18 protein-coding genes and 1 rRNA gene are annotated in these 18109 nt (G+C 41.7%); 6 read left to right on the top strand and 13 right to left on the bottom strand.

The window, feature by feature from the left end:
- Window positions 1-121 (bottom strand): 23S ribosomal RNA (locus FWE23_10035); the annotation flags it as partial.
- A 532-nt stretch (window positions 122-653) separates the two neighbouring features.
- Between FWE23_10035 and FWE23_10030 the strand changes: the two genes are divergently transcribed.
- Together FWE23_10030 and recO are read left to right on the top strand one after the other, a co-directional pair.
- Entirely contained in the window at window positions 654-1499 is an 846-nt protein-coding gene (locus FWE23_10030; protein MCL2845766.1) for a hypothetical protein, read from the top strand.
- 21 nt (window positions 1500-1520) lie between these two features.
- Complete coding sequence (gene recO / locus FWE23_10025; protein ID MCL2845765.1) at window positions 1521-2258, top strand: DNA repair protein RecO; 738 nt, start codon at window positions 1521-1523, stop codon at window positions 2256-2258.
- 202 nt (window positions 2259-2460) lie between these two features.
- Here the strand turns inward: recO and FWE23_10020 are convergent, their stop codons facing one another.
- The 3 genes from FWE23_10020 to FWE23_10010 are packed head-to-tail and all read right to left on the bottom strand — an operon-like array spanning window position 2461 to window position 3366.
- Window positions 2461-2715 (bottom strand): type II toxin-antitoxin system HicB family antitoxin, encoded by a 255-nt coding sequence (locus FWE23_10020; GenBank protein MCL2845764.1) that lies wholly within the window; start codon window positions 2713-2715, stop codon window positions 2461-2463.
- Entirely contained in the window at window positions 2712-2957 is a 246-nt protein-coding gene (locus tag FWE23_10015) for a toxin HicA (protein MCL2845763.1), read from the bottom strand. Before FWE23_10015 ends, FWE23_10020 begins: the two co-directional genes overlap by 4 nt.
- Before the next feature lie 43 nt (window positions 2958-3000).
- Window positions 3001-3366: an SH3 domain-containing protein gene (locus FWE23_10010; GenBank protein MCL2845762.1), complete on the bottom strand. Its 366-nt coding sequence runs from the start codon at window positions 3364-3366 to the stop codon at window positions 3001-3003.
- Window positions 3367-3537: 171 nt separating this feature from the next.
- Between FWE23_10010 and FWE23_10005 the strand changes: the two genes are divergently transcribed.
- Entirely contained in the window at window positions 3538-4467 is a 930-nt protein-coding gene (locus FWE23_10005; protein ID MCL2845761.1) for a hypothetical protein, read from the top strand.
- Window positions 4468-4584: 117 nt separating this feature from the next.
- Here the strand turns inward: FWE23_10005 and FWE23_10000 are convergent, their stop codons facing one another.
- The 6 genes from FWE23_10000 to FWE23_09975 form a co-directional block, all read right to left on the bottom strand.
- Entirely contained in the window at window positions 4585-4968 is a 384-nt protein-coding gene (locus tag FWE23_10000) for a type II toxin-antitoxin system VapC family toxin (GenBank protein ID MCL2845760.1), read from the bottom strand.
- Window positions 4969-5226 (bottom strand): DUF2281 domain-containing protein, encoded by a 258-nt coding sequence (locus FWE23_09995; GenBank protein MCL2845759.1) that lies wholly within the window; start codon window positions 5224-5226, stop codon window positions 4969-4971.
- Between the two features lie 145 nt (window positions 5227-5371).
- Window positions 5372-6376 (bottom strand): hypothetical protein, encoded by a 1005-nt coding sequence (locus FWE23_09990; GenBank protein ID MCL2845758.1) that lies wholly within the window; start codon window positions 6374-6376, stop codon window positions 5372-5374.
- A 464-nt stretch (window positions 6377-6840) separates the two neighbouring features.
- The gene (groL, locus tag FWE23_09985; protein MCL2845757.1) at window positions 6841-8478 is read right to left on the bottom strand and encodes a chaperonin GroEL; all 1638 of its coding nucleotides are present in this window, start codon (window positions 8476-8478) and stop codon (window positions 6841-6843) included.
- 43 nt (window positions 8479-8521) lie between these two features.
- Entirely contained in the window at window positions 8522-8794 is a 273-nt protein-coding gene (locus FWE23_09980) for a co-chaperone GroES (GenBank protein ID MCL2845756.1), read from the bottom strand.
- A gap of 246 nt (window positions 8795-9040) precedes the next feature.
- The gene (locus tag FWE23_09975; protein MCL2845755.1) at window positions 9041-11578 is read right to left on the bottom strand and encodes a TIGR03960 family B12-binding radical SAM protein; all 2538 of its coding nucleotides are present in this window, start codon (window positions 11576-11578) and stop codon (window positions 9041-9043) included.
- Between the two features lie 171 nt (window positions 11579-11749).
- Between FWE23_09975 and FWE23_09970 the strand changes: the two genes are divergently transcribed.
- The 3 genes from FWE23_09970 to FWE23_09960 all read left to right on the top strand — a co-directional run bounded on the left by FWE23_09970 (window position 11750) and on the right by FWE23_09960 (window position 14652).
- Complete coding sequence (locus FWE23_09970; GenBank protein ID MCL2845754.1) at window positions 11750-11947, top strand: hypothetical protein; 198 nt, start codon at window positions 11750-11752, stop codon at window positions 11945-11947.
- Window positions 11937-12326, top strand: a complete 390-nt coding sequence (locus tag FWE23_09965; GenBank protein MCL2845753.1) for a hypothetical protein — start codon at window positions 11937-11939, stop codon at window positions 12324-12326. The genes FWE23_09970 and FWE23_09965 overlap by 11 nt, the downstream gene beginning before the upstream one ends.
- A gap of 454 nt (window positions 12327-12780) precedes the next feature.
- Entirely contained in the window at window positions 12781-14652 is a 1872-nt protein-coding gene (locus tag FWE23_09960; GenBank protein MCL2845752.1) for a hypothetical protein, read from the top strand.
- Window positions 14653-14759: 107 nt separating this feature from the next.
- Here the strand turns inward: FWE23_09960 and FWE23_09955 are convergent, their stop codons facing one another.
- The 3 genes from FWE23_09955 to FWE23_09945 form a co-directional block, all read right to left on the bottom strand.
- Window positions 14760-16193 (bottom strand): SUMF1/EgtB/PvdO family nonheme iron enzyme, encoded by a 1434-nt coding sequence (locus FWE23_09955; protein ID MCL2845751.1) that lies wholly within the window; start codon window positions 16191-16193, stop codon window positions 14760-14762.
- Window positions 16194-16439: 246 nt separating this feature from the next.
- Window positions 16440-16751: a flagellar biosynthesis anti-sigma factor FlgM gene (locus FWE23_09950; GenBank protein ID MCL2845750.1), complete on the bottom strand. Its 312-nt coding sequence runs from the start codon at window positions 16749-16751 to the stop codon at window positions 16440-16442.
- Between the two features lie 104 nt (window positions 16752-16855).
- Window positions 16856-17494, bottom strand: coding sequence for an SH3 domain-containing protein (locus tag FWE23_09945; GenBank protein ID MCL2845749.1), 639 nt, complete (start codon window positions 17492-17494; stop codon window positions 16856-16858).
- Window positions 17495-18109: the final 615 nt, after the last annotated feature.

The raw sequence follows: 18109 nt of genomic DNA, 5'->3' as shown, positions 1-18109 counted from the left end.
CAATTCGGTGATCCGCGTATCAACGTATATTAACTACTCCGCGCGGCTTTTCGCAGTCTGTCACGACCTTCTTCGACGGTAGATGCCAAGGCATCCGCCATATACCCTTAATATCTTAATATTATTTTTTCGTGAACGCCACCGTTTTTTGGGCAGGTTTGAAACCTGCACCCTACGATAACGCAACACGTTTGTTTCTCGTTCAACGAAATCTTCGTATGTACTCTATTCGCTTTATCTGTCTTGTCAAGGAACTTGCTTAATCGCGCTGAAATTTATTCCGCTTTGTCAATTAAGCGGGGAGAAAATACGTTATTGTTATGGGCGTTGTCAAGGGGGGATGGTGAAAAATGTGAAATTTGTGGAAAATTTACTTCAAGCCATTGTTTGTTATGGCATTTTTTTAGAGATTTCTTTGCAATTGTGCATTCTATGCTAAAATCGATATATTTATGATGGCTAATATATTAGCTAATAGCTGATTTTTCTGTGTTTTTAAGACAATATATTATCTTTTGCTTAAATTGCCAGAACAAAAAAAGAGAAAATCAATTTCTGCGATAAAAATCACACTTAAATCGCTTCCCCTTGACTTTCTCACTCGCGCTTTGGTATTTTAATCGCGATTTACAAACAAATTAAGGAGTAGAATAATGAATTTCCTCAAAATTCTTACAGTAATTACAATTATTGCTACAATATCAGTAGCACAAACTTGGAACGGAGCGGCAAACACAGATTGGTACAACGCCGAACAAAACGAATTCACAATAGCCACTGCCGAACAATTAGCAGGACTTGCAACATTGGTGAATGGCGGCAACAATCTAAAAAATAAAACCATCACTCTCCAAAACAACATTTTCCTTAATGACACAACCGATTGGCAAAATTGGGAAAACGCCGCCCCCGCAAACACTTGGACGGCTATAGGAAAAGACACAAATGCCGCATTCAGAGGAACTTTTGACGGCGCAGGACATACTGTTAGCGGCGTTTACATAAACAATGCATCGGCGGATAATCAGGGCTTTTTCGGATTTGTTAATACGGACGGAGTTGTCAAAAATCTCAGTGTTATCGCGTCATTCGTAAAAGGAAGAAAAAACGTCGGCATTGTGGTCGGCAACAATAATTCATTAGTCGATAACTGCCATTCAAACGGAAAAACCGCAGGGAAACAATCTGTCGGCGGAATAGTCGGATACAACAGCGGCGAAACGACCAACAGCAGTTCTGCAGGCGCAGTATATGGTAAAGGCGGTAAATTTTACGGCGGTTTTGTCGGCGGAAACGACCAAGGCAAAATCTCAAACAGTTCTTCGTCTGCCTCTCTCGGCGGAAGAGGAATGTTTTTCGGCAGTTTTGTCGGCGGAAATGACGGTAAAATCTCCAATTCCTATTCGACAGGCGAAGTTAATGCAAGAGGGATGTTCAGCGGTGGCTTTGTTGGCGCAAATACACGAAACGGCACAGTTATTGACAGCGGTAAAAGATAACCAAAAAACCAAGCGCAATAAATGGAGAAAATACTCAGCGGCATCGTTCTTCGATACACACATTTCGGTGAAACAAGCGCAATTCTGAATGTTTTAACAAAAGACAGCGGAATTTCGTCTGTTTTGCTTCACGGAGTAAAAAAGCACGGCGGAAATTATGGTATCGGTGCAATGGTTGAGTGGCAAATTTCCAAGCGATATTTTGAAAACGGCGGATTGGCGCGAACTTCCAAATACGACATAACAAACAATTTTTCATTTAACGGAAACGTCGAAAAAGTCGCGCTTCGAGACTGCGCCGTCGAACTTATTTTGCAAGTTGTTCCACAAGAACACAGCGACAGCCGCGAACTGTTTTCTTTGCTCGAAAAATATCTTAAATATTTAGAAAAAAGTGATTGCGACGTATTTTTTGCGTTTTGGCTTTTTTGCGTTCGGCTTGCACAGTTTTTGGGCTACAAAATCAATTTTGAGACCTGTATTGACTGCGAAAGCGGCTTGAATTTTTCTTTTTTGTCGCAAGAAAACGGCGGATTTTTGTGCGATAACTGCCATACAAAACCGAATTGGAATGGGGAAATACTGAAAATTTTGTCGAAAGGCAGTGCAAATATTAGCGAAACAATGCAAAATTTCTCCAAAAAAGAAAAGATTTTTGTGTGCGAACAGTTAATTTCGTATATTCAGTTTCATTGCGGGAAAAAAGAAAAGCCGCTAAATTCGTTTGAGTTTTTTTGCAAGTATGCGAGTGGATTTTAGGTAAAAAGTCGTTGCCTTTAAAGTGTTTTTTTCACCGATTTCTTACTGCGCTACAATTATTGCTACAACGTATAAATCCTATGTCGTCATAAATAAGAACTCGAACCCAACCCGTGCCTTCGCAACAACTGCACGTTGTTTCAGTGTAGCAACAGGCAAGTAAAAGCAACGAGAATAAGAAAATTAGGGCTTTTTTCATAACTTAAGCAAACGCATAGTTTATAATTCGCTCATTTTTTGACTTCTTTTGCCATAAAGGCAAAGGAATAACATCGTTTTCCTCTTCCAGCCATTCAATAGAAGCGCCAACAACATTTTCGATTTCTGCGAGTGCTTTTTCTTTTGTTTCACCGTGAGCAGACAAAGACGGAAACTCTGCACAACAAGCAATATATGCGTTGTCTTCCTGAGACCATACAATCAGATAACTATATTTTTTCACATCGTCAAAACTCATAAATACCCTCCGTTTTCCAGTTTCTTTATCGCTTCTATTACCGCTTTTACTTGATAAGGTTTAGCGGTATTTCCGTATTTTTGAATGTTTATTCTTGGGTCGCCTTGCCAAGGTGTTTTAAAAATATGATGGCTTCCTCTAATCCTCGGCTCTCCAAAATACTTTTTGCACACATTCAATAAGTCGATAAATTTAATATTTTTAGAATTTTGCCAATTTCTGTCTTCTTTTTTGTAATCCATAATTACCTTTTTGCTAAAACCATAATGTCAATGTCAGATATTTTCATTTTTTTTCTCCATTTTCAACGGGACGCTCTCTGATTACCATCTCACACCTATCGCTATATCGAAATGATGTAATTTCAACATTGTCAAAAGTAAAAACTCGCCTAACAATCTCTGTAGTAAATCGACTTTCTACCCAGCCCTCATTTCCGTTTTCTGTGCGAACTCTATACCAGCCATTTGCTTCCTCAACTACTCTCATATTTTGCCCACTTGCAATAATTTCAATCGAATTTTCGATTTCTTTACGAACTGTATCCGCGAAAACAAATAGATCGTCATTCGCTGATGCAAAAAATTGTCTGGCAAATGACGTACTTGCAAATAAAAAAACTGCAATAAGACACAAAATTACAAACTTCATAAACCCTCCTCTTTTTACCTTGAAATATACATTTTGTCAACACTGCAAAGCAAAACCAAGCAAAAATAGGCGAAGATTGTTCTTCGCCAAAAAAAATTCGCAAAAACATAAATTGTTTGCCGGACAAAACGTATTTTCTCCTCAAAAAGAAAAAAACACGGAGAATCTAAAGTGAAAACACTTATTTTTGCCATCTTATTTGCCTTTTCTGCCTTGACGATTTTTTCGTCCTGCACATTTGACCCTTTTAACAGAGGAGGAGGAGGAGGAGGCGGACGAGATGATTTGAGATACTGTCGCCCCGAAACGGTTGGTAATATTCGGCTTTGGGATAATACTTTGGGGCGATACGATATGGCTACCATTTGGAGTCCCGTTGAGGGAGCAAATTCATATAATTTATATTTTTCGGGAAGATTGTGGCATAATACAAGCGACACTTTTTCTATTTTTCGCGGATTAAATCCGTCAATTCGATATTCGCTCGAAATTTCTGCCGTAAACGATTGTGGAGAAAGTGCCGAGCGGGCGTTTTTAAGTTTTTGTCTGCGCCCAAGCCCTTTTTGGAATGTTTTTGCCGAATTCAGCAACGGCTTGCCCAAAATATCGTGGGACACAACAGGCATAACGCATTCCGACATAATAAGGACATTTAATATATATCGCTCTCAAAATGCTACCGACTTTACGCTCATCGGAACGACCCGCGAATTGTTTTTTATAGACACGACTTTTTCGGATTACGAGGTCAGTATTTACTCTGTATCGGCTTATACATATTGCATAGAAAACGAAAGAATAACACATGTAAATTGCTCTGCTTTAAATAGCGCTCCGAATATAATATCGGCACAAGGAGAAAGCGAATTGTCTATCAGTATATCGTGGAACAGTGTTAAGGGAGCATCACAGTATCGCGTACTTAGATCTGAACATATTGAGGGACCATACAGAGATTTTTCGACTACTCGCGATACATCGTTTTGGAGTTTTGGCAGCACCGCTTATTACAAAATTATCGCTGAAAATGCCTGCACCCTAAAAGAATCCGAAGCGGTTTTCATAAGAACTCTCCCTCGTGGGCACAACTCATTTTTATAGAATAAGCACTATATGTGCAGACGGGTTAGAAAGTTCGTTATCCTTATCTTTTGCGAGTATTCCCGACAAATAAACGCTGTAGCCGTGATCGTCTTTGCACTTACAAATCCGCAAAACCTACCAAAGCCACTTTATATTATATTTTTGAATATTATTATCAGCCGTGATAATTGACATTTTCTCAGAAATTGCCGTAGAAATCAATAATCTGTCAAACGGGTCTCTATGAAGCAACTCTAAATTTTGAAGCGTAGGTATATAATCTTTTTCTACATTGAGCCATTTGAAACCGTTGTGTTCAACCATTTTGTAAAACTCTGCTATTCCACCATCGAGGCGAAATTTTCCGATGTTTATTTTAATAGCAAGTTCCCAAGCCGAAGCAATGCTTACATACATTGTGTTTTTAGAGGATAATATTTCTTTTTTTGCCTTATCTGTTAGTAAATCAGGATTACTCGTAAGCCATAAAACTATATGTGTGTCAAGGATGTATTTCAATTACATATACTCCTTAAAATCTTCAAGCGGTTCGTCGAAATCATCTGACATCCAAACTTTTCCCTCCCAACCGCCGAGTTTTGCACAGTTTTTTCTTCGCTGGGCACTAATTAACTTGCTTCTTACAACAGAACGACTACACATAACCTGTTGCAAAAGCATATTCACTGCCGAAGAAATATCAAGACCGAGATTAGAAAAAAAATCTTCCGCCCTGTTTTTCAGCATATCGTCAATTTGAATGTTAATTGTTGCCATATTTTCCTCTTTTCTAAAAAAGAAATAAAAACCATAAAACAAAAATACTATTTTCCGACACTGCAAAGCAATATTAAACAAAAAATAGGCGAAGATTGCTCTTCGCCTATTGTAAAATCTGCTTCAAAAGGTTTAATTTGTTTTCTTAAAACAAAATACTAACGCCAAGATTAGTGTTTAATCCTATTGTATTCCTTTCTGTCCTATTAGGGTTGCGACTATCTCCTTCTACACGATATTCTTCTCGCTTCATATTAAAGAAACTAAATCCAAAATTCAGCGCAATCCAATCGCGATAAATCATTATGTCGTTGCCAAGCGAATGCTCTCTGAATTTTGTATTCTCTCCCCAGTGATTCATGGATAAATCTTCCCTACTTCTTTCTGACAACCCTGCAAAAGACAACGAATAAATGAGACGATATTGTAATTTTAAATTTTCTCTGATAGCCCATTCATACCCTAATCTTGGAGATAAATTAAATTCGGGCATTCGCGCAAATATCACTCGCTCCCAAACTATAGAACTTCCTGACACATCCGGTTTCATATGTCTCACAGTTGTAACGCCTAATCCTATTCCGGTGCCGACAATCACGTGATTGATAAATTCAAAATGAGACTCAAAACTAATACTGCGCCTAATAAACGGACACATATAATCATCTATTCCGGTTGTATAATAATAACCAAGATATGACTCATAACCGCCTAATCCGAATTCAAGTCCGAAATCAAAGAAGTTTTGTCTTCGTGAGTAATTCATCGTAAATGTTGCATCATCATTATCGCGCTTAATGCCGATACCGAATCGGTTATAATTGCCGAAGCCTTTATTGTCGCTTGCAGGTTTCGGCTCTCTGACCGGTCGCGCTTGCGCGGGTGGAGGTGGTGGCGGCGTTTGCACAGGTGGCGGCGCAGTAAACACATCTTCCGTGCCGTCGCTGTATATAATCCGCAATACGTCTGCTCTCCTTACGGAATGCAAAGCCTCTCTTTCGCCGACCCTGAACTCAATTTCATTGTCGGAAATCCTCGTAATTCTCGCGTTTTCTCTAATTGAGCCATCGCGCATTACAATTCTGTCTGCAAAACAAGGTAAGACAAAAAAAGTCAAACCAAAACACAAAACTTTGAGTAATTTACCCATAACACAACCTAACCCTTCCGCCGTTTTCGGCTAAATAAAAAATGTTAATTTTTTTTGACAGAAACAGATTAAAGGTCTGCGCTGCCGAACTATTATCGTTCGCCAAAACTTACAATAGACCTAGTTGACTTTACATTATCATACTACCAACCCAGCGCAGGCAGCACAGACGTGTGCGCACGCTTGGGTTGGCAATTTGGACTAATTGCGCATAATAACAAAAAAAATCTTCGTGCGTTTCCACTACGAAGACAACAGCCGATTTCGGCTATTGTAAGTTTTGGCAGAATAAATATAATTTATGCCGCTATGCGAAATAGGTAAGTTTGGAAAAAGTAGGAGAATTTTGTGTTTTTTGTGAAAAAATAAAAAAGCGGACATTTCTGCCCGCTCTTTTATTTATAGTTGCGTAAAATTTGTAAACCACGGCTGAAAGCCGCTCAAATCGCCCGCACGGCAAGTGCTTACATCATTCCACCCATACCGCCCATTCCGCCGCCCATTGGCATTGCGGGAGCGTCTTTGCTTGGAATATCGCTTACAAGCGCTTCGGTTGTAAGGATAAGTCCTGCTATTGACGCCGCGTTTTCGAGTGCGGTTCTGGTCACTTTTACAGGGTCGATAACGCCAGCCTCGTAAAGGTTTTCAAACTTATCGGTGTATGCGTTGTAGCCGAAATCGCCTTTGCCTTCTTTGATTTTGTTCACGATTACGCTTGCTTCCTGACCTGCGTTTGCAACAATTTGACGAAGCGGCTCTTCGATTGCCTTGCGGACAATTTCTACACCTAATTTTTGGTCGTCGTTTTCTACTTTTACGCCGTCGAGTGCGTGTGCAACTCTGATGAACGCAACGCCGCCACCGGGAACAATTCCCTCTTCTACAGCGGCTCTTGTCGCGTGAAGCGCGTCTTCTACTCTTGCTTTTTTCTCTTTCATTTCGACTTCGGTAGCCGCGCCGATTTTAAGAACTGCTACGCCGCCCGCAAGTTTTGCAAGACGTTCTTGCAATTTTTCGCGGTCGTAATCCGAAGATGTGTCTTCGATTTGCTTGCGAATTTGTCCGACTCTCGCCTGAATGTCTTTGCTGTCGCCCGCACCTTCAATAATGGTGGTGTTTTCTTTTTCAACGGTAATGCGTTTTGCTTTTCCGAGCATATCCAAAGTTGTGTTTTCGAGTTTGTAGCCCGCTTCTTCGCTGATTACCGTGCCACCTGTTAGGATTGCGATGTCTTCCAACATTGCTTTTCTGCGGTCGCCGAAGCCCGGCGCCTTAACCGCGCAGATTTTGAGTGTGCCGCGCAAACGGTTTACCACCAAAGTTGCCAATGCCTCGCCGTCGATGTCTTCCGAAATAATCAAAAGCTGGCGACCTTGCTGGCTTACTTTTTCCAAAATCGGCAAAATATCTTTCATTGTGCTGATTTTTTTGTCGTGGATAAGAATGAGTGCGTCATCCATAACCGCCTCTTGCGCGTCCACGTCCGTAATGAAATATGCCGACAAATATCCGCGGTCAAACTGCATTCCTTCCACAACGTCCAAGGTAGTATCGATTGATTTTGCTTCTTCGACTGTGATAACGCCGTCGTTGCCTACTTTTTCCATTGCTTGAGCGAGCAAATCGCCGATTTCTTGGTCGTTGTTCGCCGAAATTGAGCCGACTTGCGCAACTTCCTTTTTGCCATCGATTTTTTTGGAAAGCGCCTTAAGTTCCGCAATAAGCGCTCTTACCGCCTTATCGATACCGCGTTTTAAGTCCATAGGATTTGCACCTGCCGTTACGTTTTTAATACCGACTTTTGCGATTGCCTGCGCCAAAACGGTTGCCGTAGTTGTTCCGTCGCCCACGCCGTCGGAGGTTTTCGACGCGACTTCTTTAACGAGTTGCGCACCCATATTTTCGTATTTATCTTCGAGTTCGATTTCTTTTGCTACCGAAACACCATCTTTGGTTACAGTCGGCGCTCCGAAACTTTTGTCCAAAACCACATTTCTGCCTTTGGGTCCCAATGTTGCTTTTACCGCGTTTGCGAGAATATCCACTCCGTTAAGAAGTTTTTCGCGAGCGTCTGCTCCCAATACAATCTGCTTTGCTGCCATTTTTTGGTCTTCCTTTCTTTTTGTTTTGTTTGTTTTCTGAAAATTAGTTAATTACCGCCAAAACGTCGTTTTCTTTCATTATCATATACTTTTTACCTTCAAAAGTAATTTCCGTTCCCGAATACTTTCCGTAAAGGACTTTGTCCCCTGCTTTGAGCGTAAGTTTAACTTCCGCAGTGCCGTCGCCGACAGCGATTACTACGCCTTGCTGAGGTTTTTCTTGTGCGTTGTCGGGGATAATAATTCCGCCTGCGGTTTTTGTTTCCGCCTCAAGCGCTTCAATCAGCACTCTTTCACCAATCGGTTTGATAGCCATAAAATACTCCTTCTTTTGTTAATTTTTTTTGTTTTTGTTTAGCCTTTTCTCAACCTTTTCGGTTGGAGTCCGCAGAGGATTAGCAAATGCCGTGCCAACCCGTTTTTTGTTTCATTTTGCGACCAAAATACTATTTGCCGAGTGCCGAAAGGGTGTTTTGTGGTTTTATTTTGAAACAGTGTTGCGAAATGAGAAATGCGGCAACTACGCACTTTGCCTAACTTTCATTGTATTTCCCTTAATCGCTTATTTCAAAACAAAACTTTCTCTCACAATTCGAAAATCCGAAACCAAACTATCCACAAAAATCGCCTTTATTATATCGCTCGGACGATATTTTTGATTTACAGCTATATTGAACGAAATTTCGTTTTCATTTGCCGTAAGTCCTTGAATTTCTTGAGGGATAATCGCAATTTTTACGTCTTGTTCTTTTTTTCTGGTTTCAATTTCTATAACTTTCTGTGAATTAAACTGATTAACAGCTGTTTTTATGCAAATATCCGAATTTATTTTTTCTACTTTCCAATTTGTTTGTGTTATCATTTGCTCTATCGACGGTGATTTTAAGTCGATGGTTTCTTGCGACAAAAACTCTACCCCTTGCGGCAAAAGAGAATTGATTTTTTCTATATTTATTGGCTCTTGACTGCAAACAACAACATCGCACATTTCGTTTTCGCCGATTGCGCCCAAAGGCAGAGGCGGTCCGAACGAAATTTTCGGGCGACTGCGAAAGCCCTCCGAAAATGCCAAAGGCATTTTTGCGGCGACAAACGCTCTTGTTATGCAATCCATAAGATTTCTGTGCGACATAAAACGCGCGCGACCTGTTTTTGAATAGAAAAGGCGGATTTTATTTCGCATAATCTCCTCTTTCTCATTGCAGTTATCTTCTGTAGGGGCGGGGTTTGCCCGCCCTGTTGTTCGTTCGATTTTGCGCGCATTGGGCGGGCAAACCCCGCCCCTACAAAATCCTGTTGAATACTGCATTTTCAGCGTTTTTTTGCAAACTCCACACCCATTACACCCATCTCGACAATCCTTTGTCGTCTCTTGCGAAAGTGATTTTTCTCTTTCTTCTCGCAAAAATTTTTCGCTTACGCCTGTCGAAATTATACTCCACGGAAGCGGCTCGTTTATATCTATTTTTTGCGTGTATTTTTCTAAGTTTATTCCGCATTTTTCGGCGCATTTTTTCCATAAATCAATCGATAAATTGCCGCTCCAGCCCTCGAATTTTGCGCCGTTCAAAAAAAGTTCGTATAAAAACGCCGAAAGTTCTCGGTCGCCTCTTGCTAAAACGCCTTCGCAGAAAGAAATTTCAACTTGGCGATAATCGACTTTGACATTTTTCACCTTTGAGAACGTATGTTTTACTTTTAAGCATCTTTGCAGTAAAATTTGGGGAGCGACCGCCTCTTCCCACTGAAAAGGAGTGTGCGGCTTGGGCGAAAACGGCGAAAGCGATACGCTTACCGTGCATCTTTTTGTATGCGAATACACGATTTTTGCGCATTCGTCGATTAAGTTTATCATTTCGTCGATGTCTTCGTCGGTTTCGCTTGGCAGTCCGACCATAAAATAGAGTTTTATTGTGTTTCGTTTTTGTTTTGCCAAGATTTCTATTGTTTCAATTATTTTTTCGCGGGAAAAGTCCTTGTTTATTACGTTTCTCAGGCGTTGGCTTCCCGCTTCGGGGGCGATTGTAATGGACGACGACTGCGAAATTTCGTTGAGAAGCGACTGTGTTTTTTCGTCCATTGCGTCTATTCTTGTTGAGGGAATGCCGATTTTTTTGCCGCTTGCCTCAGTTTTTAACTCGCACAAAAGCGGAAAAAACTGCGAAAAATCCGCCGCGGAAAGCGATAAAAGTCCGATTTCGTCCCAGCCCGTATCGTTAATTCCGTTTTTTATTTGCGATAAAATTTCGTCGCAGTTTCTTTCGCGCACGGGGCGATAATGAAAGCCCGCCGCGCAAAATCTGCACCCTCTTGTACAACCGCGAGAAATTTCGACCGCCATTCGGCTATGGACTATATCGACAATCGGGACTATATTTTTTTCAGGGATAAATTCTTGCCTAAAATTTGTGATTTTCGCGAATTGCACGGGCTTTTCAAAGATTGCGACGGTGTGCGCGCCCGTTTTTTTTGTCTCATAATTTTGCGGAATGTACGCGCTCGGAATTTTGGAGATTTGTGCCAAAGTTTCTTTTCTGCTTAAGTTTTTTTCTTTGCAATTTTGCAAAATTTTGCAAAATTCAACAATGGCTTCCTCGCCGTCGCCTGCAAAAATTACGTCGAAAAAATCTGCAATCGGCTCGGGATTTGCCAAAACTATCCCGCCTGCTATAATTATCGACTCGTCGTCTTTTCTGTCTTTTGCAAAAACGGGAATTTTTGAAAGCGCAAGCATAGATAAAACATTGGTATATTGAAGTTCGTAAGATAGTGTAAACGCCAGAAAATCAAAGGACTTAAGCGGTAAAAAGCGTTCGAGCGAATATAGAGGTATATTGCTTTCGCGCATAATTTTTTCGGCGTCAAACCAAGGCATATATGTTCGCTCCATTGCCCAATTCGGGTTGGAATTTACGATTTCGTATAAAATTTGACTGCCGTAGTGCGACATTCCTATATCGTAAAGATCGGGAAAACACAAAACGCCGTTTAGTTTTGCGTTATGCTTAATTGTCGTATTTAGTTCGCCGCCTGTGTATCTTCCGGGTTTTTCTACAAAGGTAAATAGTTTAGTTTCCAAACACTTATACAAATCTGTCATTAATTTTCTCTCTGCCTTTCCAAGAATGCCGGTTTTGCATTCCTGCTTCTGTTTTCCCGCTAAAATACGTTTTGCCGACTTGAAAAATTGCAAAAAAACACGATTTTTCCGAAAACCAATGTAGGAATAACATATTTTATTACAAAGGACGATAAACTTTAGGAGCAAGTTATGGTAAAAGAAAGAATGCGACCGACTTCATTGTATAAAGAAGAGGTGTTTTCTCGTGAAAATTTTGCGAGAAGTTTTGTTGCATCTTACGACCAAGCGCTCAAAATGATGCAAGGAAAACAGCCACGTTCAAAAACATCCTTTCGCGAAAAACTTAATACTTGGCAAAAATTGGCAGAGGAAGACAATGACGAATAATAACGACATAGTGTTGTTTGAGGTCGATTCTACAGATGAGTTCGACAAAAAAACGGAAAGATTTGTTCGCAAAAAGAAGTTTCGCAAACTTCCTAAACAACTTGCTGAACTGAACGATGATTTAGAGCAAGGTAAATTTGAGGGAACTCGTTTAAGAAGCTTAGAACACCCGCTTAAGCACGATGTATATAAACTTCGCTTGCCGAACGAAGATACCAACGAGGGAAAATCGAACGGTTATCGCGTAATTTACGCAGTTATGATGGAGAAAAAATTAGTTTTGTTAGTTGCCATTTACTACAAGAAAGAGCAAGAAGACGTTTCTGATAATTTTGTCGACGGCTTAATAGAAGGATACTTGTTTGCTCAAGACGATTAATTTTTTACGAAATCCAACGAGAAATTCTACAAGAAAAATCGATTTTTCACACAAAATCACCAAAAACACAATAACCCGCCACTCCACCAAAAACAAATAGTATTTTATATCAGAAAAAAACCGTACAAATAAAAAAAACGAGGAGAAAAGAATGCAAATTGCACAAAAATGTCAAAATCCCTTGACAACAGCGAGAGGTCGAAATTACTCTCTCTCTCTCTCTCTCTCTCTCTCTCTCTCTCTCTCTCTCTCTTAAACTCAAGTATATAATCAGGCGTTTTTTATATATACTTAAAAGTATATATAATCCTGTCTCCTCTTCGGCGCAGAAAAACTTTGCGTTCGTAAGCTTGTTGCGTTTAGGCAAAACCGAAAAATTCTCGGCTATTTGGGACGTTGCGTTCTTTAAGCATAAAGTGTTAAATTCTATTAACTTTTTAGAGGGGGTTTCATTATGAAACGATTATTGGTGTTTTTTGCCTTAATGGCAGGTATTGTATTCTGGGCGGGATGCTCGGATGACGGCAAAGGTGGCGACGACAGCGGCGATGACAAAAACAACGGCGCTCACCCCAACTTCAGCATTACTGCGGCAGTTTTAGGAACGTGGAACGGAACGGGGAACTACACAGGACAAACATTGACCTTTGCTACTGCTACGGGAATTACCGGAACGGGCGCTATCGGAGAGTGGTTTGCAATGTTGATTGACCCCGAGAATCTCGCCGAAGTCACCAACTGGGTGATTACGGTCGCTAACGGCGCGGTTCGCATTACTTTGGACGGTGAATCGTTTACTTTTATGGAGTATTCGATTGCCAACGATGTTATTACTCTCAGATTAGCTCTGGATGGAGAGAATGAAGTAATCTTCGTCGGTCAAAAAGGCGCCGGAAATGACGACCCGGGCGACGATAATCCGGGCAACAACAATGCTCTCAGAGCGGGATTACACCAAGGCGCGCCGTCGGGATTAACTCCTGCGAGCGTTCCGCTTGCCGATGTTGCGGCAAATAACCTCAAAGAAGCGTTTATGTATGCCGAAATGATGAGCGGAACATTCACATTGGTTATAGACAGAGACGTTTCGGCAAGCGAACTTGCGCTTATGGGCGAAAGCGGCAGGATAACTATGACCATTATCGGTTCGGGCGGAAATCGCACTATCCAACTTGCCGCCGCGGAACTTCCGGGCGTAGAAAATCGTCTTTTCAGTATAATGGACAGAAGTGTTTCGCTCACAATCGGAAATAATATTACCCTCAAAGGCGCTTCGTCAATCGGACCCTTGGTAAACGTTATGGACGGCGGAACTTTTATTATGGAAGACGGTTCTAAAATTACCGGACATACTAATACCGCTTCCGAACAACACCATTTGATAGGAACCGTTTCGGTAAGATATACTAACTCCGTATTTATTATGAGAGGCGGAGAAATTACGGGAAATATCGACCAAGAGGCGGCAGTGCGAATAGGCGGAGCGACGTCTGAAGGTTTTGGCTCTTTCCGTATGGAAGGCGGTATAATACACGGCAATTCTCTCAGAGACGAAAACCCAATGGACGTTTTCTTAACTACTGCTCAAGTAAATTTCACTCATACGGGCGGCTTTATCGCATTTGGCAGACGTGGCGGCACCGGTGGCGGTTCTATAGCGGTTCCGACTAATTTAACGGTAGAAGTCGTAAGTGAAGCGACTGAGACCATCGGAACAATCGTCAGATTGACGTTTACAACTGTTCCGGGAGCGTCGGGCTATGCAATGTATATTCGCAGAACCGACGGCACTTATGCTATGATGGCAAGAAGAATGGTTGATGTACCGGGGCTGAACATAAGCGGAACGACCGCAAACTTTACCGCAAGCGAAGGCATAAGCGCAACAGAAGCACGATATATCAGAGTTGCGGCATTAAGCGGCAGCGCAACAGATTTTAGCAGCCTTATCTTCGGAAGAATGTCGGATGCAGTTCTGTTTACCCCTGCCGGTGCCGGTGGCGGCGGTGGTGGCGGCGATGTTCAGCGCGACAGCAGATTGATTACCGCTCCTAATCAGGCGTGGATAAACGAACACAATTCCGGACACGTCTTAAGAGCCGACGGAACAATGTTTTCGGTTTGGAATTTGGGAAGCGGCTGGCAAATAATGCCTATGACCGAAACGACATGGCATACGACCGGAAACAATACCATAGTTTCAGGATTGGGCAGCGAAATGCCTTATAGCATTACGGGCGCCAACACAAAAACAGTGGAAGTTAATTTCCCCGGCAACAATGTTGTGTTTACCAGAACTACAAACTCAGCATTTGCAGGACTTTAAAAAAACAGAGCCAAGGCAGTTATGCCTTGGCTCTTAAAAAAACAAACTGTGATTTTTTAATCTGCTTGAAAAATCGTATCCATATCAAAGCAGAAAACAATTTTGCCTTAATCACTCTCCGACAAATCCTTGCAACACCGAAAACCAACGGGGTTATGCCGATTTTGAGGGTGATAACTAAATCGGAAATTACTGCAGTTTGAGGATTGTCCGCTTTCCCAGAAGCCGCCCATTACTTTGAAAAATCTGTTGTTTTGCGGGGCGCGGGTGTTTGTCCATTCGGATAGATTTCCGCTCATATCGAAAACCGCGTACCAACTGCGGCAGGCGCTTGCTTCGCCGCTTCTGCGGAAGGTTGTGTCTTGGGTTATGCAAGCCCAACTTAAATAATTGTTGCCGTAGGGGAAACGCCAATTATACGGACCGTTGCAAGCCGCCGTCCATTCTTCGGCAGTGCAGAGACGTTTGCCGACGGAGGCGCATAAGTCGCGCGCTTGCAGGTGCGATACCAAATTCATCGGTAAAACGCCGCGTTCGTTGGGCCACATATATTGGTCTATGCAGAATTGCGGGTCGGCGCTTTGTATGAGAGCCATATTCGGCGGACAAAAACGCTGTACTTGCCTTTCTCCGAACGCGTAAACTATTTTTTGCTCGGTGAAAACATTGCCGCACTCATCGACGGCGCGGAAAAAAAGGTCGGTGTTTTGCGAAATCAAAATGTCTTCGCCGCCCCAACGACGAAAATCTGCCTCGCGCGAACGCTTATAATAAACGTTGGCGGGGCGGCTCATAGAAAAACTTACTCTTATCGGCTCAAAATGCAAGCCGCCCGACGGTTCGGGATAGACCCAAAGCGGCGATAAATCTCTGCAATTTTGGGCTGTTAACGCCGCTTTTTCTTCTTCGCGCGCTCGGCGTAAACTGTCGGCAAAACGCGTTAAATCGTCAATATTGGTAAATTGGCGGAAATTTTCGCAATTTGCGGGGTCTTCTTTGCAAAGGGCTTCGATAAGTTTTTGCAAATTATCGGCAATCTCTCTTTCGCGCGCTTTTTTCTTCGCCGCCGCTTGCGCGCTGTCTAAAAAACGTCTTTCGTCAGCGGCAATTTGGGCTTCCAAAAGAGCGGCTTGTCGCAAGCTGTCTTCTAATGTTGCGGCTTGCAACTTAAGTAAACTGTCGGACATTTCCTGCTCTCTGCTTGCTCGCAAACTGTCGGCAAAACGCGATAAGTCGTCGATGTTGGCGAAATTGCGAAATTCTTCACAGTTTTGCGGGGCTTCTTCGCAAAAAATGGTTATCATATCTTGCAGGCGACGACGAGTTTCCTCGCATCCCTGATTTTGCAAAGCCGCGAGGCGCTGAGCTTCTAACGCTTGTTCCCGCAAATCGAACATTCTTTGACGTTCCCATCCGAATTCAATGAAAAGGCGCACCAAAACAAGAAGCAAAAAAAGGATTATTGCTATTATTGCGTTTTTTTTCCACTTTTTTTGTTTTTCTTTTTCGCTATCGACGTTTTTTGTTTCTTCTTTTTCCAAAATTTTCCCTCCAAATCTCCGATAATTTCACGATATAGTAGTTTAACTTATTGTAGGCGTATTGAATGCGCTCTAAGAAACCGTAATCTCGTGGAATAGAGCGTATGCGGTGCGCCTATGATAAGGTAAACTGCTATAAAATAATTTTTGCGCTTGCTCCAAAACAAAAAAGTATTGCCGAAACCTCGACAATACTTAATTTTTTTACACAAACAGTCCAAATCTGCGTTTGATTACGCAATGCAACTATAACATTTCGTCAATTACGTTTTCGACTATAGCGTCCACCTTATCGTCAATCGAATATGTTCCGTTTTCGATTTGCGGTTTGATTTCCGCAATTCTTTCGGCGCGCACGTCTGCATAATTTTCTACTATTTTTTTGAGCGCGACGATATTCACATCGTTAGACGACCCCGCAGAACCCAAATTGCTCAGCGCAACGGAATCTTTAAGGTGTTCGCCATCATTCTTAACTTTAGATTCCCGCGTATTTCGCAAATTCGGCTCGTATGTTGTCGCGAACACATTGCTGTGTACTTGTCCTATTACCGACATAACAAACCTCCTTTTTTCAGCGCCGAAGCACTATCCAACCATCCTGTTATATAGTTCGGCAGGTTGTTAATTTTTCTTTAGAGATTTTTGTGAATTTTAAAAAATTATGTCGTTTTATCCGCAATTTGCCCGCAATCCACTTCTACTATTTCCACATCCGCAACGGAAACGTATCCGTCGCCGTTGTCTGTTCTTACTTTGACCCACAATCTGCCTTCCATACCCAGAATTTCCAGACTGTCGCCGTTGTCAACCTTTCTGTTTTCATCCGTATCCGCATAAGGCTCAATACTCGAATGCACCGTCGCGCCCTGTGGGTTTATTATTACCGCAAAACGTCCGAAGCGCATTGTTTTTCCCATACCGGCAACATTGAGATTCTTTATTTCTCCGTTAAGCGTGCAACCAAACAGCGAGGCGATACAATTATTTCCGATTATAGTTTTACCATTACCGTCAAACGTACCGTTAAAAGGTTTAACTCCCCTTATACCTATCGATACCCAATCTTTTTCTCTGTCAAGTTTAATGTTGTTGGCAAGAACAATGGTTTGACCGTTAAAATGTCTTTCGCCGCTATTAACAATAGTTGCCAACTCTCTCAGCTCGGCTTCCGTTCTTATTGTAATTTTCGGCGCGCTCCAATCAATCCCCTGATTTTTTTGACCGTACCCGACAAAAAACAATACGCTCGCCGCCGCAAACCCCAAAATCCCCAATAACCGTTTTGTCTGCAAATTCATAATGCAATTCCTCCAGAATAGTAAAATAAAGTTAAGACAGAAACAGTTTATAGGATGTTCTGCCCATAATTATAATTTCACTACAAACAACAAGTATGCCTTTGTTAATTTATTAAACAAACATCGGGTACGGCAGAACAACTAAAAGGCGTTCGACCCAATGCTTTGAAAATCGAAAAATTAACATAAAGTACAGGACAAAATCCAAGTACTTGTTGTTTGTAGTGATTGTAAAAATAATATTTGTTTTGGTAGAGATGGGGAGAAATTTCACTTCTGCAGGTGATTTTTTTGTAATTTTGTTGGAATGGCGCCTAAATTGCCCCTGCGCTTAAAATATTTATCGGACATATTTCCCATCTTAATATTCCCGCTTTTTCAAAATTTCCCGCAATTCTCCCCTAACCATAAACGCATATTGTAAAAGAACGCGTTCGCGAAATCACTTGTGTACCAATAAAAAACCACCAAACACAAAATATTCCCGCTCACTACCGAAACAATATAGTATTTTTAATATTAAATAAAGGAGAAAAGGAATTATGAATACAGTAATGCTGAAATCCCGAAGAAGCAATGCCAGAAACCTCGTCATTGAAGAAGTTGAGGATTTTG

The organism is Chitinivibrionia bacterium (genome assembly GCA_009779925.1).
Lineage (GTDB): Bacteria > Fibrobacterota > Chitinivibrionia > Chitinivibrionales > Chitinivibrionaceae > WRFX01.
The sequence above is the reverse complement of the archived record's forward strand: the minus strand, read 5'-3'. Positions and strand labels throughout refer to the sequence as shown.